The organism is Microbacterium sp. UCD-TDU, assembly GCF_000340625.1.
Classification (GTDB): domain Bacteria; phylum Actinomycetota; class Actinomycetes; order Actinomycetales; family Microbacteriaceae; genus Microbacterium; species Microbacterium maritypicum.
In genome coordinates this window covers 171,613-195,084 of record NZ_KB454446.1, presented here as the reverse complement: position 1 = coordinate 195,084, position 23,472 = coordinate 171,613, and the positions used below count along the sequence as shown (strand labels likewise).

Sequence of the window (23,472 nt, the reverse complement as noted above, 5' to 3'; positions counted from 1 at the left end):
GGGGAGGTGCGGGGAGCTACTGCTTGACGCTTCCCGCGGTGAGACCTGACTGCCAGAAACGCTGCAGCAGCAGGAAGGCGATGACGATCGGGATGATCGTGAGCAGCGAGCCCATGATCACGAGGTTGTAGATGGGTTGGGATCCGGCCCCGATGGCCTGGGCGCTCCACTGGTTCAACCCGACGGTGAGCGGATACCACGCGGGGTCGGACAGCATGATCAGGGGCAGGAAGTAGTTGTTCCAGGTGGCCACCACCGTGAACAGCGCGACCGTCACGATGCCGGGTGCGAGCAGTCGCATCGAGATCGTGAAGAACGTGCGGAACTCGCCGGCACCGTCGATGCGGGCGGCTTCGAGCAGCTCGGTGGGCACCGACTCGGACGCGAACACCCAGATCAGGTACAGACCGAACGGGCTGATCAGCGACGGGATGATCACCGCCCACGGGGTGTTGGTCAGCCCGAGCTCGCTGAACAGCAGGAAGGTCGGGACCGCGAGGGCGGTGCCGGGCACGGCCACGGCGCCCAGGACCACGGCGAACACCGCACGGCGCCCGGGGAAGCGGAACTTCGCGAGTCCGTACCCCGCCATGGTGGCCAGCAGCGTCGCTCCTCCTGCGCCCACCACCACGTACAGCAGGGTGTTGCCCAACCAGCGCAGGAAGATGCCGTCGCGGTAGGAGAACGTGGCGACGAGGTTGTCGATGAAGGCGAAGTCGTCGGCGAACCACAGCCCGAACGAGCTGAAGAGTCCGGCCTGCGTCTTGGTCGAGCTGAACAGCAGCCAGACCAGCGGGACGAGGGTGTACAGCGCGTACAGGATCATGACGATGAGCAGCGTGTTGGACTTGCGCGGATTCATCGGGTCATGGCGTCTGCGTGAGGGACGGGCGAGGGGGAGTGCCATGTCAGCGCACCTCCGACTTCGAGCCGCGCAGCTGCACGACGTAGGCGATGACCGCGGTGATGACGCCCATGATGATGGCGATCGTCGCGGCGTAGTTGAACTGCTGCCCGGCGAACGACAGGTTGTACGCGTACATGTTCGGGGTGAAGAACGTGGTGATCACGTTCGGCGCCAGCGGACGCAGGATGTTGGGCTCGTTGAAGAGCTGGAAGCTCCCGATGATCGAGAAGATCGTCGCGATCACGAGCGCCCCGCGCACGGAGGGGATCTTGATCGAGAAGATCGTGCGCCAGGCCCCGGCGCCGTCGAGGGAAGCGGCCTCGTACATGTCGGTCGGGATGGTCTTGAGCGAGGAGTAGAAGATCAGCATGTTGTAGCCGACGAACTCCCACGTGACGATGTTGCCGATCGAGAGCAGCATCCATTCCTTCGCGAACGGGGTGATCGCGTCGACCCCGAGGAAGTCGTTGATGTTGCTCGTGAGACCGAACTGGTCTCCGTAGATGTAGCCCCACATCAGCACCGCCACCACCGCGGGGACGGCGTAGGGCAGGAAGATCAGGATGCGGAAGAAGGATGCTCCGCGCAGGCGGGCGCTGTCGAGGGCGAGAGCGGCTCCGAGCGCGAGGATCAGCATGATCGGCACCTGCACGACGAGGAAGACCAGCACGCGGCCGAACGCCTCCCAGAACTGTGGATCGGAGAGTGCGCGTGCGTAGTTGTCCAGCCCGACGAAAGCGGTGCCGCCGATGAGCTTCTCCTGGAAGAAGCTCAGGTAGAGCGCATAGGCGAGGGGTGTCAGGAACACCAGGGCGAACACGACCATGAACGGGCCGACGAAGGCCCATCCCTTCCAGTCGCGCTTGTCGCGGCGCCGGATGCCGGGGGCACCCAGGGCTGCGGGGATTTCAGTCGTCATCGACGAGTCCTTCTTACGTTTCGGGCGCACCGTGCGCCGTGTGTCAACGTCAACATATTGGATGGACTGGTAGTGTGTCAACGTCAACATATGAGGGGATGGGTGATCGTGACCCCAGAGCATCCGACAGAGACGCCGACGCGCAGACGCGAGCCCTCGATGGAAGACGTCGCCAGGGAGGCCGGTGTCTCCGGTCAGACGGTGTCCCGCGTCGTGAATGCCAGGGGATACGTCGGCGCCGCCACGCGCGAGCGTGTCGAAGCGGCCATGAACAGCCTCGGCTATCGACCCAACAGTGCCGCTCGCGCGCTGCGATCAGGGCGATTCCGCACCATCGGTGTCGTGATGTTCTCGTTCAGCTCGTACGGCAACCAGCGCACGCTCGATGCGATCGCCGTACGCGCCGCCCAGCTCGGCTACGCCCTCACCCTCATCCCCGTCGAATCCAGTGCCGGTGAGACCGTGGCCGGAGCATTCCGACGACTGGAGGAACACGCGGTCGACGGCATCATCATCGTGATCGAGGCGCATCAGCTCGACGAGGCCGACATCGAGATCCCCGACGCGCTTCCGGTCGTGTTCGTCGACTCGAACCGCGGCGACACCCACCCGTTCGTGGACACCGACCAGGCGCAGGGTGCGCGTCTGGCGACCGAGCACCTTCTCGGGCTCGGGCACGACACGGTGTGGCATGTCACCGGCCCCGCGCGCTCGTACTCCGCGGAGCGTCGGCGCGAAGCCTGGCAGCAGACCCTCGAACAGCACGGTCGCGATGTCCCGGCCCCTCTGTCGGGCGATTGGACCGCTGCATCCGGCTACGCGGCCGGTGTGGAACTGCGCGAGATCGACGAGGTCACCGCCGTGTTCGCGGCGAACGACCAGATGGCGATCGGAGTGCTGCGCGCCTTCCGCGAGGTCGGGCGCGACGTGCCGGAAGACGTCAGCATCGTCGGGTTCGACGGCCTGCCCGATGCCGCGCAGCTGTGGCCGCCGCTGACGACGGTGCAGCAGCACCCGGAGCGTGTGGGAGCACTCGCGGTGGACGCGCTGCTCGCGGAACTCGACGGCGTCGAACGGCAGCAGACCCCCCTGGTGGCGACCGAGCTCATCGTGCGTGAGAGCACGGCGGCACCGCGGAAGCGCTGAGTCGGCTCACTCCGCGCGCTGCTGCGGAGAAGATCCTGCACGGGGAGGGGGGCGAGAACGGAATCCTCCTGAGGCGCGAGGCTCCGCCCGGGTTAGACTCCGCTCGCTCCCAGCCGCGACGAGAGCTCCCGTGCGGCGCGTGAGACGAAGACGCCCAGGGCGTCGAGGCGCTGTCCGATGCGCGCCTTGGGAGCGCTGACGTTCACCGCGGCGACGATGCGCCCCGTGAAGTCAGTGATCGGTGCGGACGCGGCGACGACGCCGAACTCGAGCTCCTCGTCGGAGAGTGCGTAACCCTGCTCGCGGATGCGGTCGAGCTCGGTCAGGAGGCTGGCGAGATCGGTCACGGGGGCGTTGCCGGGGGGCGGGGCATCGAGCACGGGGAACACCGAGGGGTCCGACTGGTCGAATCGGCCGACCAGCGGCCGGTCCTGGCCGTGATCTTCGTACCATCGCGCGAGGGACTCCTCATCCCAGTCGCTCAGCAGTGCCCGCCCGGAGGGTGTGCGCCAAGCGGCCGTGGTCGTACCCGCCCAGCCTGTGGTCCGCACATCGTGTGGGCTGAGTTCGCTCAACAGGGTGAGGACGTTACCGCCGCGAAGCACGCAGAGGTGGCTGGTCTCCCTCGTCGACTGGACCAGCCGGCGCAGGATGCTGCGCGAGGCGTGCACGAGGGTCGTGCTGGCGGTGTGGGCGGCGAGTGCGTACAGCCGCGGTCCCAGCAGGTAGCGCAGCGTGTCGTCGTCCCGTTCGACCAGGCCGCTCTCGGCCAGCGTCGCCAGGGTGCGTGACACCACCGCCTTGTCCCGTCCGGTCGACTGTGCGACCTGGGAGACGCCGAGCCCCCCGGATCTCAGCGCCTCGTCGGTGCCGAGCAGTTCGAGGATCTCGATATCACGCCCCAGACCCGAGGAGTTCCGTCGGGGCGTGGGGGGAGTCGTCGAGGTGTTCACAGCGTGAGTCTATCTCGCATAGTTGCCATAGTCACAACACCCTTTGACGAAATGGTTACAGCGGCTACGGTGAGTGACATCCCGGTACCGGCCTCAACGACGAGACAGGAGCCCTCTTGACCGGATTCAACTGGGAAGACCTCGTGGTCTTCCTCACACGTCGCGCAGACGACATCCTCGAGCTGACCCGCGATCACCTCGTCGTCGTGCTCATCTCCGTCGCGCTGGCCTCGGCCATCGGGATCGGGCTGGGGATCCTCGTCCGCAATCGACGCATCGCCCGGACGACGGTGCTGACCGCCGCCGCTGTCGCGATCACGATCCCCTCGCTCGCGCTGCTCGCCCTGCTCAGCCCGATCCTCGGCCTCGGCTGGCTGCCGACCGTGGTCGCGCTGGTCTTCTACTCCCTGCTCCCTGTCGTGCGCAACACCGTCGTCGGACTCCGCGAGGTGCCGATCTCGGTGCTGGAATCTGCACGGGGGATGGGCCTCAGCCCCAACCGGGTGCTCTTCACCGTGCAGCTGCCGATCGCCTGGCCGGTGATCATGACCGGCATCCGCGTCGCCGCGCAGCTCACGGTCGGCATCGCAGCGATCGCCGCCTACGTCGCCGGCCCAGGACTCGGCGAGTACATCTTCAAGGGGCTGTCCTCCCTGGGATCCAAGAACGCCCTCAACTACGCGCTCACCGGCACCGTCGCCGTGATCCTCCTCGCGCTCGTCCTCGACGGCATCCTCGTGCTCATCGCCCGTCTCACCACCTCAAGGGGCCTCCGTGTCTGACATCACCACGAACACCGGCGTACTCACCTCTCTCGCCTCGCAGCAGGGCGGCGTCGACATCGTCCTCGACCACATCACCAAGCAGTACCCGGGGCAGTCGACTCCCGCCGTCGAGGACTTCTCGATGCGCATCGAGCCCGGCGAGCTGGTCATGTTCGTCGGCCCCAGCGGCTGCGGCAAGACCACCACGATGAAGATGATCAACCGCATCATCGAGCCGTCATCCGGATCCATCCGCATCAACGGCGACGACGTCCTTTCCCTCGACGGCAACGAGCTGCGCCGCCACATCGGTTACGTGATCCAGCAGATCGGGCTGTTCCCGCACTTCACGATCGCGGAGAACATCGCCGTCGTGCCGAAGCTGCTCGGCTGGTCGAAGGCGCGTACCACGGCACGCGTCGAGGAGCTCCTCGACACGGTGCAGCTCGACCCTGGTACCTTCGCGGATCGTTACCCGCGCCAGCTCTCCGGCGGGCAGCAGCAGCGGGTCGGAGTCGCTCGAGCCCTCGCCGCCGACCCTCCGGTGATGCTCATGGACGAGCCGTTCGGCGCGACCGATCCGATCACGCGCGAGAAGCTGCAGGCGGAGTTCCTCCGGCTGCAGGCCGACATCGGCAAGACGATCATCTTCGTCACGCACGACTTCGAAGAGGCCATCCGAATGGGTGATCGCATCGCGGTGCTGAGCGAGCGCAGCCGGATCGAGCAGTTCGACACCCCGGCGCGCGTCCTCGCGAACCCGGCCAACGAGTACGTGCGCTCGTTCATCGGCGAAGGGGCGGCACTGAAGCGGCTCGCGCTCATCCCCGTGAACGGCGCGCACGTGGGCGCACCGGACTCCCACGCCCCCGTGGCGACCATCGACGAGCAGACCTCGCTGCGCGAGGCGCTCGACCTCCTGGTCCTCACCGGCGCCCCGCGCGTCAACGTGACGCGTGGGGGGAGCATCGTCGGCTCCATCGATCAGGCGGCCATCTCCGCCGCGCTCGGGGCCGTTGCACCCGCACGCCGCACGGAGGGCGAGTGACCATGCAGGCGCCCGATATCGTGCCCTCCGCGACGACGGTCCTGCAGACGCAGTCCGTCGAGCGGCGCGGTATGCCCGTGCTGCTGCGGAGGATGATGCCGCTCATCGTCGTCGCGGCCGTGCTGCTGGTCACGTTCCTCTGGATCTCGACGCTCGAGCTCGACTCGATCGAACAGCGCACGCTCAACGCCGACTACATCACGGCGCGCATCGGCGAGCATCTGATCCTGTCGATCACGGCATCGATCCTGGTGGCCGTGCTGGCGATCCCCGCGGGCATCGCGGTCAGCCGCTCGTCATCACGCGTCTTCCGTGGTGTCGTGATCGGCATCGCGAACATCGGACAGGCGACGCCGGCCATCGGCGTCGTGATCCTCCTCGCCATCGTGTGGCAGACCGGTTTCACGACGGCGCTCGTGGCGCTCGTCATCTACTCCTTCCTCCCCGTGCTCCAGAACACGATCGCTGGCCTCGCGCAGGTCGACCCGAACATCAAGGAATCGGCGCGGGGCATGGGGATGACCTCCGGCCAGGTGCTACGTCGGGTCGAGTTGCCGCTCGCCTCCCCCGTGATCCTCGCCGGGCTCCGCACCGCACTGGTGTTCGCGGTCGGAGTGGCGACCGTCGCGACCTTCATCAACGCGGGTGGCCTCGGCGACATGATCATCAACGGACTGAAGCTGCAGCGCTATCCCGTGCTCATCGTCGGGGCGATCCTCGTCGCCGCGATCGCCGTGCTCATCGACTGGGCAGCCAGCGTCGCGGAAGACATCGTCCGCCCCAAAGGCCTCTGAATCATCGACTCTCGTAATCCCTCCCGAAAGGAACCTGCAATGACATCGCGCACCCTCGCAACGGCAACACTGGCGGCACTCGCCGCCGGAGCACTCCTCCTCACCGGCTGTACCGCCGGCGGCGCGGGCGGCTCCGGCGCCAAGGGCGACGAGCTGGAAGGTCTCACAGGTGAGATCGGCTCGAAGGACTTCTCCGAGCAGTACATCCTCGCCTACATGACCGCTGAGCTCCTCAACGCCCATGGCGCCGACGTCGAGGCGAACACCAAGCTCGTCGGCTCGGCGAATGTGCGCCAGGCACTCGAGAACGACCAGTTCCTGGGCTACTGGGAGTACACGGGCACGTCGTGGATCACCTACAACGGCAACACGACGCCGGTGCAGGGAGCCGAGGCGCAGTTCGAGGCCGTGAAGGAGGCCGACGCCGAGAGCGGCATCGCGTGGCTCGACCCCGCACCGTTCAACAACACCTACGCGTTCGCCATCCGGCAGAGCGAGGCCGACAAGCTCGGTGTGAAGACGCTCAGCGATGTCGCGAAGCTCCCCAGCGCCGACCAGACGTTCTGCATCGAGAGCGAGTTCTCGACGCGCGACGACGGATGGCCGGGGCTCTCTGCGGCGTACGGATTCGATGCACCCGCCGCCAATGTGACGATGCTCGACACCGGCGTGATCTACACCGCGACCCAGAAGGGCGACGACTGCAACTTCGGCGAGGTGTTCCAGACCGACGGCCGCATCCCCGCTCTCGACCTGGTCGTGATGGAGGACGACAAGGAGTTCTTCCCGAGCTACCAGGGTGGATTCACCCTCAAGCAGAGCACGCTCGACGAGCACCCCGGGATCGCCGACGTCCTCGCCGAGCTCAGCCCGCTGCTCACGACCGAGGTCATGCAGACGCTCAACGCGAAGGTCGATGTCGACGGCGAGGACCCGGAAGACGTCGCGATCGAATGGCTCGAGGACCAGGGACTCATCTGATGACCGCTGCTGTCCAGCTGGGCGAGAGTTTCGTCGGCGACGGCGTCAACGCTGCGCACATCAACACCGTCCTCGGCCACCGTGACGGGCCGGCGGGGACGGCGTGGGCCACAGCCCTCGCCAGCCCCAGTCAGGGTCACGTACCGTTCGTCGCGGTCCTGCGTCCCTCACTCCCGGTCAAGCCGATGACCCTGTTCGTCACGAAGGCCGCCCCGGCGGGCGACGAGCACGGGCTCCTCATCTGGGGTCCCGCGCAGGCCGGGGTCGCCGCGGGCGTCGCGGATGCCGTCGCAGATGGGGTCATCCCGCGCGAAGCAGCCGACACGCACGCGGTGATCGCCGCGGTGTGGGTCAACCCGGCCGCGGACGATGCCGAGACGGTCTACCGCAACAACCGCGAGGCGACCCGCGCGGCGCTCGCGAACGGGGCAGCGTCGTTGCCGGCCCTCGACGAGGTGCTCGCCGCCCGCGATCACCCGACCAATCCCTTCTTCACCCCCCTCTCCACCACGAAGGACACGTAAGCCCCATGAGTTCCCCCACGCCTCCGCTCGCCGAGGCCCTCCCCACCGTCGGGTTCATCGGACTCGGCAACATGGGATCAGGCATGACGAGGAACCTGCAGGCCGCAGGCTTCCCGCTCGTCGTCACGGATCTCCGCCGCGAGTCGGCAGCAGAGCTCATCGCCGGCGGCGCGCGATGGGCGGAGACGCCGCGCGAGGTCGCTGCCACGAGTGATCTCGTCATCACCATGCTGCCGGCGCCGAAGCACGTCGCTGCGGTTGCTGCCGGGGCAGATGGCCTCATCGCCGGACTACCCGACGGCGGCACCTGGATCGACATGTCGACGTCGGTTCCCGATGTGCTCGAGGCCGTGCGCATCGAGCAGGCGGGCCGGGGGCTGCATCTGCTCGATGCTCCGGTGAGCGGGATGTCGGTCGGCGCAGCGACCGGCATGCTGCAGATCTTCATCGGGGGAGACGCCGACGACGTGGCCCGTCTGCGCCCGGTGTTCGAGGCGATGGGTGATCCAGAGCGCATCCTCCACGTCGGAGGGAACGGCGCGGGATACGCCGTCAAGCTCATGATCAACCAGCTGTGGTTCTCGCACCTGGTCGCCACCGCCGAGGTGCTCTCGGTCGGCGTCGCCGCCGGGGTGGACCTCGGGGTGCTGCGTGATGCGCTCATCGCCAGTCCGGCGAACAGCACGTTCGTCTCCCGCGACGTGCTCTCGATCCTCGACCACGGCGACTACGACGAGGGCTTCGCGATCGCGCTGGCGTGCAAGGATCTCGGCCTGTCCGTCGATCTGGCGCGCTCGGTCGGGATGCCGGTCGAGCTGTCGTCGCTGGTCGAGCAGATCTTCCGGCGGGCGCGGGCTCAATACGGTGATCGCGCGGGGGAGATGACGCCGGTGCGACTGTACGAAGAACTCCTCGGCCGCGACCTTCGTCGGGAGGTGGCCGCATGAGCGCCGCACACGAGGCCGAGCTGCTCGCCGCCGTCCCCACGGGCCTGTTCATCGCTGGGCAGTGGCGCGACGCGCACTCCGGGGCCACGTTCCCTGTCGTCGACCCCGCAACCGGTGAGGTGCTCGCCCACGTGGCCGATGCGTCGCCGGAAGACGGCGCCGCCGCCCTCGATGCGGCCGCGGCCGCTCAGTCAACGTGGGCCGCCACCGCCCCGCGCGAGCGTGGGGAGATCCTGCGGCGGGCGTTCGAGCTGGTGACGGCGCGCGCCGAGGACTTCGCGCTCGTCATGACGCTCGAGATGGGCAAACCGCTCGCCGAGTCCCGTGCGGAGGTGGCGTATGGTGCGGAGTTCCTCCGGTGGTTCTCGGAAGAGGCACCGCGCATCTCCGGACGCTACGCCACCGCGCCTGACGGCCGCAACCGCCTGCTCGTCGCGAAGCGACCTGTCGGTCCGAGCCTGCTCATCACGCCGTGGAACTTCCCGCTGGCGATGGCGACGCGCAAGATCGCACCCGCGCTCGCCGCGGGCTGCACCTCGGTGCTGAAGCCTGCCGCCCTCACGCCCCTCACCGCCCTCCTGTTCGCGGAGATACTGCGGGAGGCGGGCGTCCCTGATGGCGTCGTCAACGTCATCCCGACCACCCGCGCCGGTGCCGTGACCGGACCGCTCATCACCGACCACCGGCTGCGCAAGCTCTCCTTCACCGGGTCCACCGAGGTGGGACGTCGCCTAATTGCCGATGCCGCGCACCAGGTGCTCCGCGTGTCCATGGAGCTCGGTGGGAACGCCCCGTTCTTGGTCTTCGAAGACGCCGATCTGGACGCAGCCGTGGAGGGTGCATTGCTCGCCAAGCTCCGCAACGGCGGAGAGGCGTGTGTCGCGGCGAACCGCTTCCATGTGCACGAGAGCATCGCCGAGGAGTTCACAGCTCGGCTGATCGAGCGCATGGCCGGCTACGTCAACGCCCGGGGTACCGAGCCCGCCTCCACTCTCGGCCCTCTCGTCGACGAGTCCACGCGGGAGAAGGTCGCCGAACTCGTCGCCGGTGCCGTCGAAGACGGTGCACGGGTCGCCCTCGGAGGTGTCGTGCCGTCCGGGCGGGGCTACTTCTATCCGGCCACGGTGCTGGTCGATGTGCCGCAGGACGCGCGCATCCTCCGCGAAGAGATCTTCGGGCCGGTCGCCCCCATCACGACGTTCCGCGATGAGGACGAGGCGGTGCGACTGGCGAACGCCAGCGAGTACGGACTCGTCTGCTTCGCCTACACCCGCGATCTGACCCGCGCGCTGCGTCTCGCGGAGCGCCTGGAGACGGGGATGCTCGGGCTGAACACCGGTCTCGTCTCCAATCCGGCCGCACCGTTCGGTGGCGTGAAGCAGTCCGGAATCGGTCGGGAGGGCGGATTCGAGGGGATCGACGAGTACCTCGAGACGACCTACATCGGAATCTCAGACCCTTTCGCCTGATCCGTCCGCACGTTCTGAAGGAGCCTGCATTGCACATCACTGATTTCTCCCTGGACCACTTCTCCCTGCGGGGTAGGAGAGCGATCGTCACGGGCGGGAACACCGGACTGGGGCAGGCATTCACGCTTGCCCTGGCCAAGGCGGGAGCGGACGTCTCCGTGCCGACACTCTTCGACGACGGCGGTGAGACCGCCGACCTCGTGCATGCGGAAGGCGGCCGGTACGAGCAGCAGATGATCGACATCACCGCGCCCGGAGCGCCCGCCAGGGCCGTGGACGCGTGCGTGGCGGCCCTGGGCGGAGTGGACATCCTCGTCAATTCCGCCGGGATAAGCCGCATCGCGGATGTCACGGAGTTCGGCCGGGAGGAATGGGACCCCATGGTCGCCGTCAATCTCACCGCGGCGTTCGACATGGCCCACGAGGTGGCGAAACGGATGATCCCGCAGGGTGCGGGCAAGATCATCAACATCGCCTCGCTGTTCTCCTTCCTCGGTGGTCTCGGCTCACCCGCCTATGCGGCGACCAAACACGGCATCGTCGGACTGACACGCGCCTATGCGGACGAGCTCGGAGGAAGCGGCATCCAGGTGAACGCGATCGCGCCGGGCTACTTCAAGACCCGCATCACAGAGGAGTCCCGCGCCGACCCCACCGTCAATGGCCGCATCATCGATCACACCCCCGCGGGGAGGTGGGGCGATGTCGCCGACCTGATGGGAGCGACAGTGTTCCTCGCCAGCCCCGCATCCGACTTCGTCAACGGCCACGTGCTGACCGTCGACGGCGGTTATCTCGTGCGCTGATGCGCTGACCCGCTGCACCTCGAATCCACGAACGAACAGGAAATCTCTCCCATGGTTGCTTCACGATCCGCTCTCACCCGCGCGGAGATCGTCGACCGACTCCGCGATCTCATCGGCGATGATCAGGTCGACACCGACGCCCGGGAACTGCGCGAGGCGAGCGTCGATCGCTTCAAGAAGTACACGTCGGTGCACGGGATATTCGACGGACCGATCCCCGCGGCGATCGCCTACGCCCGCTCCACGGAGGATGTCTCGGCGATCCTCTCCTTCGCAGAGGAGAACCTGATCAACATCGTGCCCCGCACGGGCAGGACCGCGACCGAGGGCGGGCTGGAGACCATCGTCGAGGACACGATCGTGCTCGACGGTTCGCGCATGGACGCGATCCTCGAGATCGACCCGATCGACATGATGGTCACCGCGCAGTGCGGGGTTCCGCTCCAGGTGCTCGAGGACACCCTCCGCGCGCAGGGCCTGACGACAGGACACTCCCCGCAGTCCAAGCCCTTGGCGCAGATGGGCGGACTCGTCGCGACGCGCTCCATCGGCCAGTTCTCCACGCTCTACGGTGGCATCGAGGATATGGTGGTCGGCCTCGAAGCGGTGCTCCCCGGTGGACGGGTCACCCGGATCAAGAACGTGCCCCGTCGTGCCGCAGGTCCCGACATCCGGCACATCGTGATCGGCAACGAAGGCGCACTCTGCGTGATCACCGAAGTGACGGTGAAGGTGTTCCGGTACCAGCCCGAGAACAACCGCTTCCTCGGATATCTGGTCGACTCGCTGCCCGTGGGCGTCGCGGGACTGCGCGAGATCATCGTCGCGGGGTATCACCCCTCGGTCGCCAGAGCATACTCCGAAGAGGATGCCGCGCAGCACTTCTCGCACTTCGCCGACGGCAAGGCCGTGGTCGTGGTCGTCACGGAGGGGCCGAAGGCGATCGCCGACGCGACCGCTGACGGCGTGGAGGCGATCTTCGCCGGCATCCCGCACGAGAAGGTCGACCCCGCACTCATCGAGAACTGGTTCGACAACCTCAACTGGGGCCAGGACAAGATCGATGCCGAGAAACGGGAGATGCTCGAGAAGTCGCACCTCGGCTACACCACCGAGGTCTCCATCGACTGGTCGGGTGTCGCGGAGCTCTTCGACTCCGTGATGCGGCGCGCGCGGACCGAATTCCCACACGCGGCCGACCTCACGATGCTCGGCGCGCACTCCTCCCACAGCTACCAGACCGGGACGAACCTGTACTTCGTGTACGACTACGACATCTCCTGCGAGCCGCGCGAGGAGATCACCGTGTATCACGAGCCGCTCAACGCGATCGTGGTCGAGGAGGCGCTGCGGCTCGGTGGATCCATGGTCCACCACCACGGCATCGGGAAGTACCGCACGCCCTGGACGCTCGAGGAACATGGCAGCGCTTTCGAGCTGCTGCGCGTGCTGAAGGACGGCATCGACCCTCACGGCATCATGAACCACGGCACCATCTATCCGCTGGATGCAGCGGAGACGGCGTCGCCGGCGTGACCGTGACGGCGCGAGGGTACGTCGTCGCCATAGACAACGGCTCCCAGAGCACGAAGGTGCTGATCGTCGACGGCGACGGGGTCGTGCACGCCAGCGCGCGCGTCCCGCTGCGCCCGTACGCGTCGCCTTCGCCCGGCCGCTGGGAACACCCGGACGACGACCTCTGGGACTCGGTGGTCGCCGCTGTGCGTGAGGCCCTCGCGCGCTTCGACGGTGATCACTCCGAGATCCGCGGCGTCGGCTTGTGCACCATCCGCTTCTGCCGTGCCGTGCTGCGCAACGACGGCTCCCTGGCGCAGCCGATCATGAGCTGGATGGACGAACGACTGCCTCACGCGTACGAACGAGAAGTCCAAGATGCGGCGTACGTCACGACCTCGTCGGGGTACATCGGGCATCGGCTCACCGGTGAACGTCGTGATGCCGCCGGAAACTATCAGGGCATGTGGCCGATCGACTCCGAACGGTGGACGTGGAGCGGGGACGCCTCCGAATATGCCCGCACTGGCATGGATCCGCAGATGCTCTTCGAGCTTGTTGCGCCGGGGGAGGTACTGGGACGTATGACGGCAGCGGCTGCGCACCGGACCGGGCTCCCGGCAGGCATCCCCGTGATCGCCACTTCGAACGACAAGGCTGTGGAGGCGCTCGGGGCAGGCCTTCGGGAAGAGGGCGACGCGCTGCTGTCGCTGGGTACATATGTGGCCACCATGACGGTAGGGGATCGCCCGCTCGGCTCGAATGCGGACGTCTGGACCAACTTCGGAGCGGAGCCGGGCGCCTACCTCTACGAGAGCAACGGTGTGCGACGGGGGATGTGGACCGTCAGCTGGTTCCGTGAACTGATCTCGTCGTCCGGGTGCGGAATGACGGAAGAGGAGCTGAACGTCGGTGCCGCGCAGGTGCCTGTCGGCGCGGGCGGGATCGTCGCGGCGTTGGACTGGCTCGCACCTCCCGACGAACCGTGGCGTCGGGGTGCGCTCGTGGGTTTCGACGGAACGCAGGGCCGGTTCCACATCTACAGGGCGATCCTCGAGGCTCTCGCGATCGAGACGGCAGCCAGTGATGACCGCGCACGCGCAGTTCTCGGGAGGAGGCGGAGAAGTCTGGTGGTCACGGGCGGCGGGAGCAGCTCACCGCTGATGCTGCAGATCCTCGCCGCCGTGTATCGCGTGCCGGTGCGGACCCCGTTGGTGCGAGATGCGGCGGGCATGGGAGCGGCGATCTGCGCCGCGGTCGGTGTCGGCATGCATCGGAGCTGGGAGGGCGCGGTCGACGCGATGGTCCGGGAGGGCGAACGCGTCGACGTCGACCTCGAACTGGCGCGCGGCTACGAGGAGGTCGCGCGGACCTACGCGACGGTGATACCGCGCATCCGCCGGCTGTTCAGCGAGACGGACTGAGTGTGGTCAGCGCCAGATCGCGGCGATCGCGGCATTGGCCGCGGTGAGGATGCCGACCAGCCAGAACACCGCGGACGGGATGGCTGCTCCGCGACGCTGACGAGCCAGGCCGATACCGAGCAGGGCGCCGATGACGAGCAGGATCACGAGCTTGACGCCGACCTTGACGTAGTTGAGCTCGTAGGAGAGTCCCCACGGTGCAGCGAGAGCGAGGCCGGCGACCGCGGCGATCGCCATGCCGATGTTCATCAGCCGGGTGAACTCCCGCTTGCCTCCGAATGCCTGGGCGGCCCAGGCGCCGAAGAGCACGGCGAATCCGATGAGGTGGACGAACAGCACGATGTGGCGGAGGGTCTCCATGCCCTCACCGTACGAGTGCGGCGCCCTTCTGCGCTAGCAAGGGCAGGCTGACCTCAGCCGCGCAGCTCCCGGGTGACCAGAGCCGTCCGCAACGCGGCATCGGCGGCTTCGGCGCCCTTGTCCTCCTTGGAGCCTTCGAGACCGGCGCGGTCGAGACCCTGCTGCTCGTCGTCGAGGGTGAGCACACCGAATCCGACCGGCTTGCCGGCATCGAGGGCGACGCGGGTGAGGCCGTCGGTGGTCGCCGCCGAGACGTACTCGAAGTGCGGAGTGCCTCCGCGGATGATCACGCCGAGCGCGACGACCGCATCCGCGCCGCCGGCGAACGCGGCCTGCGCGGCGATCGCGAGCTCGAACGAGCCGGGCACGCGCACCAGTCGGTGCGTGGCCTTCGCCTCGTCCAGCACACGCTCCGCGCCGGCGATCAGGCCGTTGGAGATCGTCTCGTGCCAGGTGCCGGCGACGATGACGACGTTCAGTCCCCGTCCGTCGATGCTGCCGGTCTCGGGTGCTCCTGCGCCGCTCATCCGTCGTCCTCTCCGTGGGCGAGCGCCTCTGCGAGTTCCGCTTCGCCGATGATGTGACCCATGCGGTCACGCTTGGTCTCCAGGTACTGATGGTTGTTGGGGCCCACTCCGACGATCAGCGGCACCTGCTCGATCACGTCGAGGCCGAGCTCACGCAGCTGCGCGACCTTGTCGGTGTTGTTCGTCAGCAGACGCACCTTCGACACCCCCAGATCGGAGAGGATGCCGGCGGCCGCGGCGTAGTCGCGGGCGTCGGCGGGCAGCCCCAGCGCGAGGTTGGCATCGACCGTGTCGAGGCCCTCCTCCTGCAGGCTGTACGCGCGCAGCTTGTTGATGAGGCCGATCCCGCGCCCCTCGTGCCCGCGCATGTAGATCACGATCCCGCCCTCCTTCTCGATCGCGTCGAGCGCGGAGTCGAGCTGGGGGCCGCACTCGCACTTCAGTGAGCCGAACGCCTCGCCGGTCAGGCACTCCGAGTGCACGCGCACCAGCGCGGTCTCACTGAGCTCGCCAGAGACGACCGCGATGTGGTCGGTGCCGGTGACGCGGTCCTTGTAAGCGAGGAAGCGGAAGGTGCCGTGCGTGGTGGGAACCGTGGCGTCGGCGCGCAGACTCACCCGGCGGCCCCGGTGCGCGCTCGGGGTCGCTCCGTCCGGGTCGATCTCGTTGAGGTGGGCGATGAGCTGCTCGATGGTGATCACCGGCACGCCGTCACGGGCACCGAGTTCGATCAGCCCGGGAAGGCGCATCATGCTGCCGTCCTCCGCGACGACCTCGGCGATCGCGCCGACAGGTCGGAGTCCGGCGAGCTTCATGAGCTCGACGGCGGCTTCGGTGTGGCCGCTGCGCTCGCGCAAGCCGCCGTCGACAGCCCTCAGCGGCAGCACGTGCCCCGGGCGGATGATGCTCGTGGACGTCGACTCCGGGTTCGACAACACGTTCAGGGTGTGCGCGCGATCGTGAGCGCTGATACCGGTGGTGACGCCCTGGGCCGCATCGACGCTCACGGTGTACGCGGTCGAGCGGGCGTCTTCGCTGGCGGCCACCATCGGCGGAAGATTCAGATGGTCGGCGAGGTCGGCCGGCATCGGAGCGCAGATGAATCCCGACGACCAGCGCACCGTCCAGGCCACCCACTCCGGCGTCGCGAGCTCTGCTGACAGGATGACGTCGCCCTCGTTCTCGCGGTTCTCGTCGTCGGCGACGAGAACGGGGCGCCCGGCGCGCAGCGCCTCCAGGGCCTCGGCGATCGTGGAAAGGCTCATCGCGAGCCTCCTTCCGGTGCGGCGCGGAACGCGAGCAGGCGCTCGACGTGCCGGGCGAGGATGTCGGTCTCCAGGTTCACGCGGTCGCCGACGGCGCGGATGCCGAGGGTGGTCGCGGCCAGGGTCTCCGGGATCAGCGAGATCTCGAACCAGGGGGAGGGCTCTGCGGGCGCGCTCACCGCGCTCACGGTCAGCGAGGTGCCGTCGACCGAGATCGAACCCTTGTCGACGACGAGCGGGGCGAGGTCGGCGGGCAGACTGATGCGCAGCACACTCCACTGGGCGCCCGGTCGTACCTCGAGCACGTCGCCGACCCCATCGACGTGGCCCTGCACGATGTGTCCGCCCAGTCGCGCCCCCACCGGCATGGCCTTCTCGATGTTGACGCGGGTGCCGACCGTCGCCGACCCGATGGCGGCGACGTCGAGCGTCTGCTTCATCACGTCGGTGTCGAAGGTGTCCGCGGTCGAGCCGACGACGGTCAGGCACACGCCGGAGACCGCGATCGACTCGCCGTGCACCGCGTCCGCTGCCGCGCGGGGTGCGCGCACGGTCAGGCGCCAGCCGTCGCCCGCGGGCGCGATCGCGGTGATCTCGCCCATCTCCTCGATGATTCCGGTGAACATCAGGCTGCTCCTTCGTTCCGCGGGTGTGCGTCGTGCGCAGGGTGCGCGATCGCGAGCAGATCGCTCCCGAGGGGGACCCATTCGTCGATGGTCAGGCGGCGCGCCTCGCCGATGGAGGCGACACCGATGTCGGTGAGGGCCAGGCGGCCGCCGCCGAGCAGCACCGGAGCGATGTAGACGAGCAGGCGGTCGGCGAGCCCGGCCTGGAGGAAGGCGCTGGCGAGCGTCGGACCGCCCTCCACGAACAGGCTCTGCACCCCGCGGGCATGCAGGTCGGCGACGACCGTGTGCAGATCGTGCGTGTCGAAGAACAGGGGGGAGTGCGGATGCCGGTGCACCGCGGCGTCGGCAGGGGTGGGCCGCGACCCGATGACCACCGGGATCGGCTGGTGCGGCAGCAGGGCGTCGCCGTCGCGGGCGGTGAGGGCCGGATCGTCGGCGAGCACGGTTCCGGTGCCGACCGCGATGGCATCGGCTTCCGCGCGGCGGCGATGCACGTCGGCGCGGGCTGCGGGACCCGTGATCCACTGGCTGGAGCCGTCGTCGGCGGCGGCGCGCCCGTCGAGGCTCTGCGCCCACTTGACGGTGATCTGCGGGCGTCCGAGGCGCTGGGCCTCGAGCCATCCGGCGATCAGGGCGTGCGCGGCATCGGCCTGTTCGCCCGCTTCGACGTCGACACCCGCGGACCGCAGACGCTCCGCACCGCCGCCCGAGACGGCGCCGGGGTCATCGAGGGCGTAGACCACCCGGGCGATCCCGGCGTCGATGAGCGCGACGGCGCAGGGCCCCGTGCGGCCGGTGTGGTTGCACGGCTCCAGGGTCACGACGGCGGTGGCGCCGCGGGCTTCGCCGGGGGCGAGCTTCGAGAGCGCGTCGACCTCGGCGTGCGGGGTGCCGGCGCCGTGGTGCCAGCCCTCGGCGAGGACCGTGCCGTCGGGGGAGAGGATGACCGCGCCGACCTGCGGGTTCGCCCCGCGCGGTCCTCGGGCGGCGAGGTGGAGCGCGCGATCCATCGCGTTGCGCTCTGCCGCGTTCACTGCCATCCGTCGTCCTCCTCTGAGGCTCCGGGGTCGGACAGGGGTGGCGGAACGGACGCACGGATGCGTCTCGTGCTGCCTCCCTTCCGGACTAGCGAGGTCTCCCTCGCATCACCGTCGGTCCCGGAATTCCACCGGATCGGCATCCCGATCTCTCGAGACGCTCGCGGACTGTCACCGCCGGTTCGGATTCCCACCGACCCCGGAGCACGTTGTTGCTCTGAGTGTACTCAACGCGTCTGCGCGCATTTCATTCCAAGACATGGATCGGCGCCTTCCGATCGCCCGCCGTCACTTGAGCAGTCGGGACAGACGCCGGTCGGCGAGCACCTTGCCGCCGGTCTGGCACGTGGGGCAGTACTCGAGAGAGCGGTCGGCGAAGAACACGCTGCGCACCGTGTCTGCGCACACCGGGCAAGCCTCGCCGCGGCGTGCATGCACCTGCATCCCCCGGCGCTTGGCGTCTTTCAGGTCGGCGGGAGGCTTGCCGGAGGCTGCGGCCACCGCCTCGCCGAGCGTCTCGCGCATGGCGGCGAACAGGCGGTCGATCTCGGCATCGTCGAGCTTTCCGGCGATCGCATACGGCGACATGCGTGCGGCATGCAGGATCTCATCGGAGTAGGCGTTGCCGATGCCGGCGATCACCGCCTGATCGCGCAGCAGCCCCTTGATCTGCATGCGCCGATCCTCGAGCAGTGCCGCGAACGCATCGCGCGTGAAGGACGAGTCGAGGGGGTCGGGGCCGAGTCGCGCGATGCCGGGTACATCGTGCGGATCGCGCACCACGTAGACCGCGAGCGACTTCTTCGTGCCCGCCTCGGTGAGGTCGAAACCGCTGCCGTCGTCGAGCGCGACGCGCAGGGCGATCGGCGACTTGCCGGGTTTGATGAGCGTCGCCGGGAGCGTCTCGTACCAGCGCAACCACCCGGCCTTGGCGAGGTGGAACACCAGGTGCAGGTCGTCGCCGCAGGAGAGCACCACGAACTTCCCGAGGCGAGCGGACGCCGCGATCGTGGCCTGCTGCAGCGCGGTGATCGGCGGGTCGTAGGTCTTCAGCGCGGCGATCGCCGAGACGGTCGCGCGGGTGATCGTGCGCCCCACGGCGCGCTCGGCGAGAAAGGCGGTCAGGCCCTGGACCTCCGGCATCTCCGGCATGCGTTCATCCTGTCATCGGCCGCCGACACTGTCACCTGGCGACCGGTCGCTCCTCGGGCTCGTACCCGGTGTGCTCGCACCTCAGAGCACCGGCCAGTCCACCGGCGTGCGGTCGTCGTCCGGCAGCAGAGCGGCCATCCATCCGTCGTCGCGACCGCGCGGGCTCGTGAGCGCCTGCCGCTGGAGGCCCTCGTAGCGGAACCCGAGAGCGCGGGCGGCGCGGGCCGAGGGGATGTTCCCGACGACGGCCTGCCAGCCGATGCGGACGAGCCCGAGCTCGCCGAAGCCCCAGTCGAGCACCGCGCGGGCGGCCTCCGTGAGATACCCCCGGCCCCGGGCGTCGGCCGTCACCCAGTAGCCGAGCTCGGCGGCAGCGCCCGTGAAGTGGTCGGCGATGTCGTGCAGACCGATCATGCCCACGAGCAGGTCGTCGGCGTACATCGCCCAGACGACCTCCGAGCCGTCGGCCCACCACCCCGCGATGAGACGCACGAACTCCTCGGCGTCCTCGCGCGCGTACGGGCTCGGCACCGTGGTCCAGCGCCCGATCTCCGGGTCCTGGCAGGCGACGGTGATCGCATCGATGTCGCCCTCCGTCGGGGGGGCGCAGGACGAGGCGTTCGGTGGTGAGGGCGACGGATTCCATCCCGACAGCCTATTGAGGTGCGCGCCCGTGGCAGGGGCGGCGGCCGGAGTGTCCGTGGGCGCGACTAGTCTTGTCCGGTGACTGTTCCGGGGATTCTGCGCGCCTTGGAAGAGGCGTCTCTGTACCGTGACGCCCTCAGCTGGGCGCGCACCGATGCCGACCTCGGCCTGGTCGACGGGCTCGACGCCCCGGCGCTGGCCGGCCTGCTCGAGAAGCGGACGGCGGCAGGACACCCGGCCGCGCTCCTCGCCGTCGTGCCGACCGGCAGGCGGGCCGAGAGCCTCGCGCTGGCGATGCACGCCTATCTGCCCGACGCCGACATCCTCACCTTCCCCGCCTGGGAGACGCTGCCGCACGAGCGCCTCAGCCCGAGCCCCGACACGGTCGGGCAGCGCCTGCAGACGCTGCGACGGATCGCGGAGTGGTCGGGGGATCACCCGCTCGTCGTCGTGGCATCGGTGCGGGCTGCTCTCCAACCGATCGCGGCGAACCTGGGCGAGATCGCCCCGCTCGAGCTCGCCGCCGGCAGCCGAGGACACGAACTCGACCGTGTGGTCGAGCAGCTGGTCGAGCGCGCCTACTCGCGCGTCGACATGGTGTCGCGGCGCGGCGAGTTCGCGGTGCGCGGCGGCATCCTCGACGTCTTCCCTCCCACCTCCGAGCACCCTTACCGCATCGAGTTCTTCGGCGACGAGATCGACCAGATCCGCGCGTTCTCGGTCGCCGACCAGCGCTCGCTCCCGGGCGATGTCGCGAGCGTCGACCTTCCTCCCACCCGCGAACTGCTGCTCACGGCAGAGGTCCGCGAGCGCGCCCGCGCGCTCGTCGGCGGCTTCCCGGCGATCTCCGGAATGCTCGAGAAGATGGCCGAGGGCATCCCGGTCGAAGGCATGGAGTCGCTGCTGCCCGCCGTCGCCGGCCCGTTGAAGTCGCTCGCCGAGTATCTGCCCTCCGGGAGCGCCACGGCGGTCATCGACCCCGAGCGCGCGACCGCACGCGCGATCACCCTGGGCGACACGAACCGCGAGTTCCTCGATGCCGCCTGGAGCGCGGCCACCTCCGGCGCCTCCGCGCCCATCGATCTGGGCGCCGGCGACTTCCTGACGATCGCCGACCTCCGCGAGGTGGTGCGCGACCGGGGCGGCGTGTGGTGGCGACTCAGCCCGTTCGGCGCCGGACTCGGCGAGGGCGATGCAGAGGCCACCAACCTCGGCGCCGCCGTCATCCCCTCCTTCCACGGCAACGTCGACGGCGCGATCTCCTTCGTCGAGGCGAAGGTCACCGACGGCTGGCGCGTGGTCGTGATCGCCGCCGGTCACGGCCTGGTCGACCGCGCACGCGACGTGCTCGCCGACCGAGGACTCGCGGCACGTGTGGTCGAGACACTCACCGAGGCGCCGGAGGGCGGTGTCGCGACGCTGGTCACCGGGTCGGTCGAGGCCGGCTTCCAGGTGGCCGAGGCGAAGCTCGCCGTGCTCACCGACAACGAGTTCTACGGCCGCACGATCGGTGGCGACCAGCGCGTCGTCAAGAAGCTCGCATCGCGGCGCAAGAACGTCGTCGACCCGCTGCAGCTCAAGCAGGGCGACTTCGTGGTGCACGCGACCCACGGCATCGGCCGCTTCGTGGAGATGACCCAGCGCGAGGTGTCCACCGGCGGGCGCAACGCCACCAAGTCGATCCGCGACTACCTCGTGCTGGAGTACGCGCCGTCCAAGCGCGGGTATCCGGGCGACAAGCTGTTCGTGCCCACGGATCAGCTCGACCTGCTCTCGAAGTACGTCGGCGGCGAGGCCCCGACCCTGTCGAAGATGGGCGGCAGCGACTGGTCGCAGGCCAAGGGCAAGGCTCGCAAGGCCGTCCGCGACATCGCGGTCGAGCTCGTGAAGCTCTATTCCGCACGGATGAGCGCCAAGGGTCATGCCTTCGGCCCTGACACGCCATGGCAGCGCGAGCTGGAGGAGGCGTTCCCGTTCGCGGAGACCCAGGACCAGTTGCAGACGATCGACGAGATCAAGGCCGACATGGAACGGCCCATCCCGATGGACCGCCTGCTCTCGGGAGACGTCGGCTTCGGCAAGACCGAGGTCGCCGTCCGGGCCGCCTTCAAGGCGATCCAGGACGGCAAGCAGGTGGCGATGCTCGTGCCGACGACGTTGCTCGTGAAGCAGCACCTCGAGACGTTCACCGAGCGCTTCGCCGGTTTCCCGGTCAAGGTGCGGCCGCTGTCGCGCTTCCAGACCGACAAGGAGGCGCGGCTCACTCTGCAGGGTCTGCTGGAGGGGTCCGTCGACATGGTGATCGGCACCCACCGCATCCTCACCGACCAGGTGATGTTCAAAGACCTCGGTCTGATGATCATCGACGAGGAGCAGCGCTTCGGCGTCGAGCACAAGGATGCGCTCAAGAAGATGAAGACCAACGTCGACATCCTCGCCATGAGCGCCACACCGATCCCGCGCACGCTCGAGATGGCGGTGACCGGCATCCGTGAGATGTCGACGCTGGCGACTCCGCCCGAGGACCGGCATCCGATCCTCTCCTTCGTCGGTCCGCGCAGCGACAAGCAGATGGCCGCGGCGATCCGCCGCGAGATCCTCCGCGAGGGGCAGATCTTCTTCGTGCACAACCGCGTGCAGTCGATCCAGCGCGTCGCGAGCGAGCTCGCCGAGCTCGTGCCCGAAGCCAGGATCGCCGTCGCGCACGGACAGATGGGCGAGCACCAGCTCGAACAGGTCGTCGACGACTTCTGGGAGCGCAAGTTCGACGTGCTCGTCTCGACGACGATCATCGAGACGGGGCTCGACATCGCGAACGCGAACACGATCATCATCGACCGCGCCGACAAGTACGGACTCAGCCAGCTGCACCAGCTGCGCGGGCGCGTCGGGCGAGGGCGCGAGCGCGCGTACGCGTACTTCCTGTACGACGAGATGAAGCCGCTGAGCGAGACCGCCGCCGACCGGCTGCAGACCATCGCGGTCAACAACGACCTGGGCTCGGGCATGCAGGTCGCCCTGAAGGACCTCGAGCTGCGCGGCGCGGGCAACCTGCTCGGCGCCGAGCAGGCCGGTCATATCGCCGGCGTCGGGTTCGACCTGTATCTGCGCATGATCGGGGAGGCCGTGGCGACCTTCCGTGGCGACGAGGTCGAGACGGGGCAGGAACTGCGTCTCGAGCTTCCCCTCGACGCGCGCATCCCCGAGTACTACATCGACAGTGAGCGGCTGCGCCTGGAGGCCTACCAGAAGCTCTCCGCTGCCTCGGCGGCGACGGCCAAGGACGACGCGATCGACCTGGTCATCGAAGAGCTCGTCGACCGGTACGGAACGCCGCCGGAAGAGGTCGAGGGGCTGCTGGCGATCTCGCGCCTGCGCCGGCGCGCCGCGCGTGCGGGCCTGACGGACGTCGTGGTGATGGGGTCGAATCTGCGCATCGCGCCCGCTCGGCTCGAGGATTCGATCAAGGTGCGGCTGCAGCGGCTCTACCCGAAGGCGAAGCTCGTGGGAGGGGGCGAGGCGCTGGTCGTACCGATGCCCACGGTCCCCGCCGCCGTCGGCGTGGGGCTCGAGCCGCTTCCCGACGCGCAGCTGCTCGAATGGGTCGGTCAGCTGTTCACTGCGATCTTCCCCGAGCCGGCCGCGTCCGAGTAGCGCGCC

General features: G+C 68.6%; 22 protein-coding genes. 12 read left to right on the top strand and 10 right to left on the bottom strand.

From position 1 onward, the window contains the following. Nucleotides 1-16: 16 nt before the first annotated feature. Nucleotides 17-862 (bottom strand): carbohydrate ABC transporter permease, encoded by an 846-nt coding sequence (locus D514_RS23695; RefSeq protein WP_017828771.1) that lies wholly within the window; start codon nt 860-862, stop codon nt 17-19. Between the two features lie 46 nt (nt 863-908). Further along, nucleotides 909-1,826: a carbohydrate ABC transporter permease gene (locus D514_RS23690; protein WP_017828770.1), complete on the bottom strand. Its 918-nt coding sequence runs from the start codon at nt 1,824-1,826 to the stop codon at nt 909-911. A gap of 102 nt (nt 1,827-1,928) precedes the next feature. Here D514_RS23690 and D514_RS23685 point away from each other — a divergent pair, with 102 nt between their 5' ends. Further along, nucleotides 1,929-2,972 (top strand): LacI family DNA-binding transcriptional regulator, encoded by a 1,044-nt coding sequence (locus D514_RS23685; protein ID WP_306413948.1) that lies wholly within the window; start codon nt 1,929-1,931, stop codon nt 2,970-2,972. Nucleotides 2,973-3,064: 92 nt separating this feature from the next. Here the strand turns inward: D514_RS23685 and D514_RS23680 are convergent, their stop codons facing one another. Next, nucleotides 3,065-3,925 (bottom strand): IclR family transcriptional regulator, encoded by an 861-nt coding sequence (locus D514_RS23680; RefSeq protein ID WP_017828768.1) that lies wholly within the window; start codon nt 3,923-3,925, stop codon nt 3,065-3,067. Nucleotides 3,926-4,041: 116 nt separating this feature from the next. Here D514_RS23680 and D514_RS23675 point away from each other — a divergent pair, with 116 nt between their 5' ends. From D514_RS23675 to D514_RS23630, 10 genes are read left to right on the top strand one after another with little or no spacing between them, the layout of a single operon-like run. Further along, nucleotides 4,042-4,707: an ABC transporter permease gene (locus tag D514_RS23675; protein WP_017828767.1), complete on the top strand. Its 666-nt coding sequence runs from the start codon at nt 4,042-4,044 to the stop codon at nt 4,705-4,707. 1 nt (nt 4,708) lies between these two features. After that, on the top strand, nt 4,709-5,737 hold the full coding sequence (locus D514_RS23670; protein WP_051056572.1) for an ABC transporter ATP-binding protein: 1,029 nt from the start codon (nt 4,709-4,711) through the stop codon (nt 5,735-5,737). A 2-nt stretch (nt 5,738-5,739) separates the two neighbouring features. Next, nucleotides 5,740-6,531 carry an ABC transporter permease gene (locus tag D514_RS23665; protein WP_031205508.1) on the top strand — a complete coding sequence of 264 codons (792 nt, stop codon included), beginning with the start codon at nt 5,740-5,742 and terminating at the stop codon, nt 6,529-6,531. Nucleotides 6,532-6,570: 39 nt separating this feature from the next. Then, nucleotides 6,571-7,512 (top strand): glycine betaine ABC transporter substrate-binding protein, encoded by a 942-nt coding sequence (locus D514_RS23660; RefSeq protein ID WP_017828764.1) that lies wholly within the window; start codon nt 6,571-6,573, stop codon nt 7,510-7,512. Further along, nucleotides 7,512-8,036: a formaldehyde-activating enzyme gene (gene fae / locus D514_RS23655; RefSeq protein WP_017828763.1), complete on the top strand. Its 525-nt coding sequence runs from the start codon at nt 7,512-7,514 to the stop codon at nt 8,034-8,036. Before D514_RS23660 ends, fae begins: the two co-directional genes overlap by 1 nt. A gap of 5 nt (nt 8,037-8,041) precedes the next feature. After that, complete coding sequence (locus tag D514_RS23650; RefSeq protein WP_017828762.1) at nt 8,042-8,983, top strand: NAD(P)-dependent oxidoreductase; 942 nt, start codon at nt 8,042-8,044, stop codon at nt 8,981-8,983. Beyond that, a complete protein-coding gene (locus D514_RS23645; protein ID WP_017828761.1) occupies nt 8,980-10,452 on the top strand; it encodes an NAD-dependent succinate-semialdehyde dehydrogenase in 1,473 nt (490 codons plus the stop codon). The genes D514_RS23650 and D514_RS23645 overlap by 4 nt, the downstream gene beginning before the upstream one ends. 29 nt (nt 10,453-10,481) lie before the next feature. Continuing rightward, nucleotides 10,482-11,258, top strand: coding sequence for an SDR family oxidoreductase (locus D514_RS23640; RefSeq protein ID WP_017828760.1), 777 nt, complete (start codon nt 10,482-10,484; stop codon nt 11,256-11,258). Nucleotides 11,259-11,309: 51 nt separating this feature from the next. Further along, nucleotides 11,310-12,794, top strand: coding sequence for an FAD-binding oxidoreductase (locus D514_RS23635; protein ID WP_017828759.1), 1,485 nt, complete (start codon nt 11,310-11,312; stop codon nt 12,792-12,794). Further along, a complete protein-coding gene (locus D514_RS23630; RefSeq protein ID WP_017828758.1) occupies nt 12,791-14,197 on the top strand; it encodes an FGGY-family carbohydrate kinase in 1,407 nt (468 codons plus the stop codon). Before D514_RS23635 ends, D514_RS23630 begins: the two co-directional genes overlap by 4 nt. A gap of 6 nt (nt 14,198-14,203) precedes the next feature. Here D514_RS23630 and D514_RS23625 read toward each other — a convergent pair whose 3' ends face one another. The 7 genes from D514_RS23625 to D514_RS23595 all read right to left on the bottom strand — a co-directional run bounded on the left by D514_RS23625 (nt 14,204) and on the right by D514_RS23595 (nt 19,716). Then, nucleotides 14,204-14,557, bottom strand: a complete 354-nt coding sequence (locus D514_RS23625; RefSeq protein ID WP_017828757.1) for a hypothetical protein — start codon at nt 14,555-14,557, stop codon at nt 14,204-14,206. A gap of 53 nt (nt 14,558-14,610) precedes the next feature. Beyond that, nucleotides 14,611-15,084 (bottom strand): 6,7-dimethyl-8-ribityllumazine synthase, encoded by a 474-nt coding sequence (gene ribH / locus D514_RS23620; protein WP_017828756.1) that lies wholly within the window; start codon nt 15,082-15,084, stop codon nt 14,611-14,613. Further along, nucleotides 15,081-16,349 (bottom strand): bifunctional 3,4-dihydroxy-2-butanone-4-phosphate synthase/GTP cyclohydrolase II, encoded by a 1,269-nt coding sequence (locus tag D514_RS23615; RefSeq protein WP_017828755.1) that lies wholly within the window; start codon nt 16,347-16,349, stop codon nt 15,081-15,083. The genes ribH and D514_RS23615 overlap by 4 nt, the downstream gene beginning before the upstream one ends. Further along, nucleotides 16,346-16,975, bottom strand: a complete 630-nt coding sequence (locus tag D514_RS23610; RefSeq protein WP_017828754.1) for a riboflavin synthase — start codon at nt 16,973-16,975, stop codon at nt 16,346-16,348. Before D514_RS23610 ends, D514_RS23615 begins: the two co-directional genes overlap by 4 nt. Further along, nucleotides 16,975-18,018: a bifunctional diaminohydroxyphosphoribosylaminopyrimidine deaminase/5-amino-6-(5-phosphoribosylamino)uracil reductase RibD gene (ribD, locus tag D514_RS23605; protein ID WP_017828753.1), complete on the bottom strand. Its 1,044-nt coding sequence runs from the start codon at nt 18,016-18,018 to the stop codon at nt 16,975-16,977. Before ribD ends, D514_RS23610 begins: the two co-directional genes overlap by 1 nt. A 285-nt stretch (nt 18,019-18,303) precedes the next feature. Beyond that, entirely contained in the window at nt 18,304-19,167 is an 864-nt protein-coding gene (locus tag D514_RS23600) for an Fpg/Nei family DNA glycosylase (protein ID WP_017828752.1), read from the bottom strand. Nucleotides 19,168-19,248: 81 nt separating this feature from the next. Continuing rightward, nucleotides 19,249-19,716: a GNAT family N-acetyltransferase gene (locus D514_RS23595; RefSeq protein WP_306413950.1), complete on the bottom strand. Its 468-nt coding sequence runs from the start codon at nt 19,714-19,716 to the stop codon at nt 19,249-19,251. A gap of 174 nt (nt 19,717-19,890) precedes the next feature. Here D514_RS23595 and mfd point away from each other — a divergent pair, with 174 nt between their 5' ends. Beyond that, nucleotides 19,891-23,466, top strand: coding sequence for a transcription-repair coupling factor (gene mfd / locus D514_RS23590; protein WP_031205503.1), 3,576 nt, complete (start codon nt 19,891-19,893; stop codon nt 23,464-23,466). The last annotated feature ends 6 nt before the right edge of the window (nt 23,467-23,472 follow it).

Excerpts from the sequence above, each read along its gene's own strand:
- D514_RS23645 (WP_017828761.1), top strand. The coding sequence starts at position 8,980 with ATGAGCGCCGCACACGAGGCCGAGCTGCTCGCCGCCGTCCCCACGGGC.
- ribH (WP_017828756.1), bottom strand. The coding sequence starts at position 15,084 with ATGAGCGGCGCAGGAGCACCCGAGACCGGCAGCATCGACGGACGGGGA.
- D514_RS23635 (WP_017828759.1), top strand. The coding sequence starts at position 11,310 with ATGGTTGCTTCACGATCCGCTCTCACCCGCGCGGAGATCGTCGACCGA.
- fae (WP_017828763.1), top strand. The coding sequence starts at position 7,512 with ATGACCGCTGCTGTCCAGCTGGGCGAGAGTTTCGTCGGCGACGGCGTC.
- D514_RS23650 (WP_017828762.1), top strand. The coding sequence starts at position 8,042 with ATGAGTTCCCCCACGCCTCCGCTCGCCGAGGCCCTCCCCACCGTCGGG.
- D514_RS23660 (WP_017828764.1), top strand. The coding sequence starts at position 6,571 with ATGACATCGCGCACCCTCGCAACGGCAACACTGGCGGCACTCGCCGCC.
- D514_RS23695 (WP_017828771.1), bottom strand. The coding sequence starts at position 862 with ATGAATCCGCGCAAGTCCAACACGCTGCTCATCGTCATGATCCTGTAC.
- D514_RS23690 (WP_017828770.1), bottom strand. The coding sequence starts at position 1,826 with ATGACGACTGAAATCCCCGCAGCCCTGGGTGCCCCCGGCATCCGGCGC.
- D514_RS23665 (WP_031205508.1), top strand. The coding sequence starts at position 5,740 with ATGCAGGCGCCCGATATCGTGCCCTCCGCGACGACGGTCCTGCAGACG.
- D514_RS23615 (WP_017828755.1), bottom strand. The coding sequence starts at position 16,349 with ATGAGCCTTTCCACGATCGCCGAGGCCCTGGAGGCGCTGCGCGCCGGG.
- D514_RS23625 (WP_017828757.1), bottom strand. The coding sequence starts at position 14,557 with ATGGAGACCCTCCGCCACATCGTGCTGTTCGTCCACCTCATCGGATTC.
- D514_RS23610 (WP_017828754.1), bottom strand. The coding sequence starts at position 16,975 with ATGTTCACCGGAATCATCGAGGAGATGGGCGAGATCACCGCGATCGCG.
- D514_RS23600 (WP_017828752.1), bottom strand. The coding sequence starts at position 19,167 with ATGCCGGAGATGCCGGAGGTCCAGGGCCTGACCGCCTTTCTCGCCGAG.
- ribD (WP_017828753.1), bottom strand. The coding sequence starts at position 18,018 with ATGGCAGTGAACGCGGCAGAGCGCAACGCGATGGATCGCGCGCTCCAC.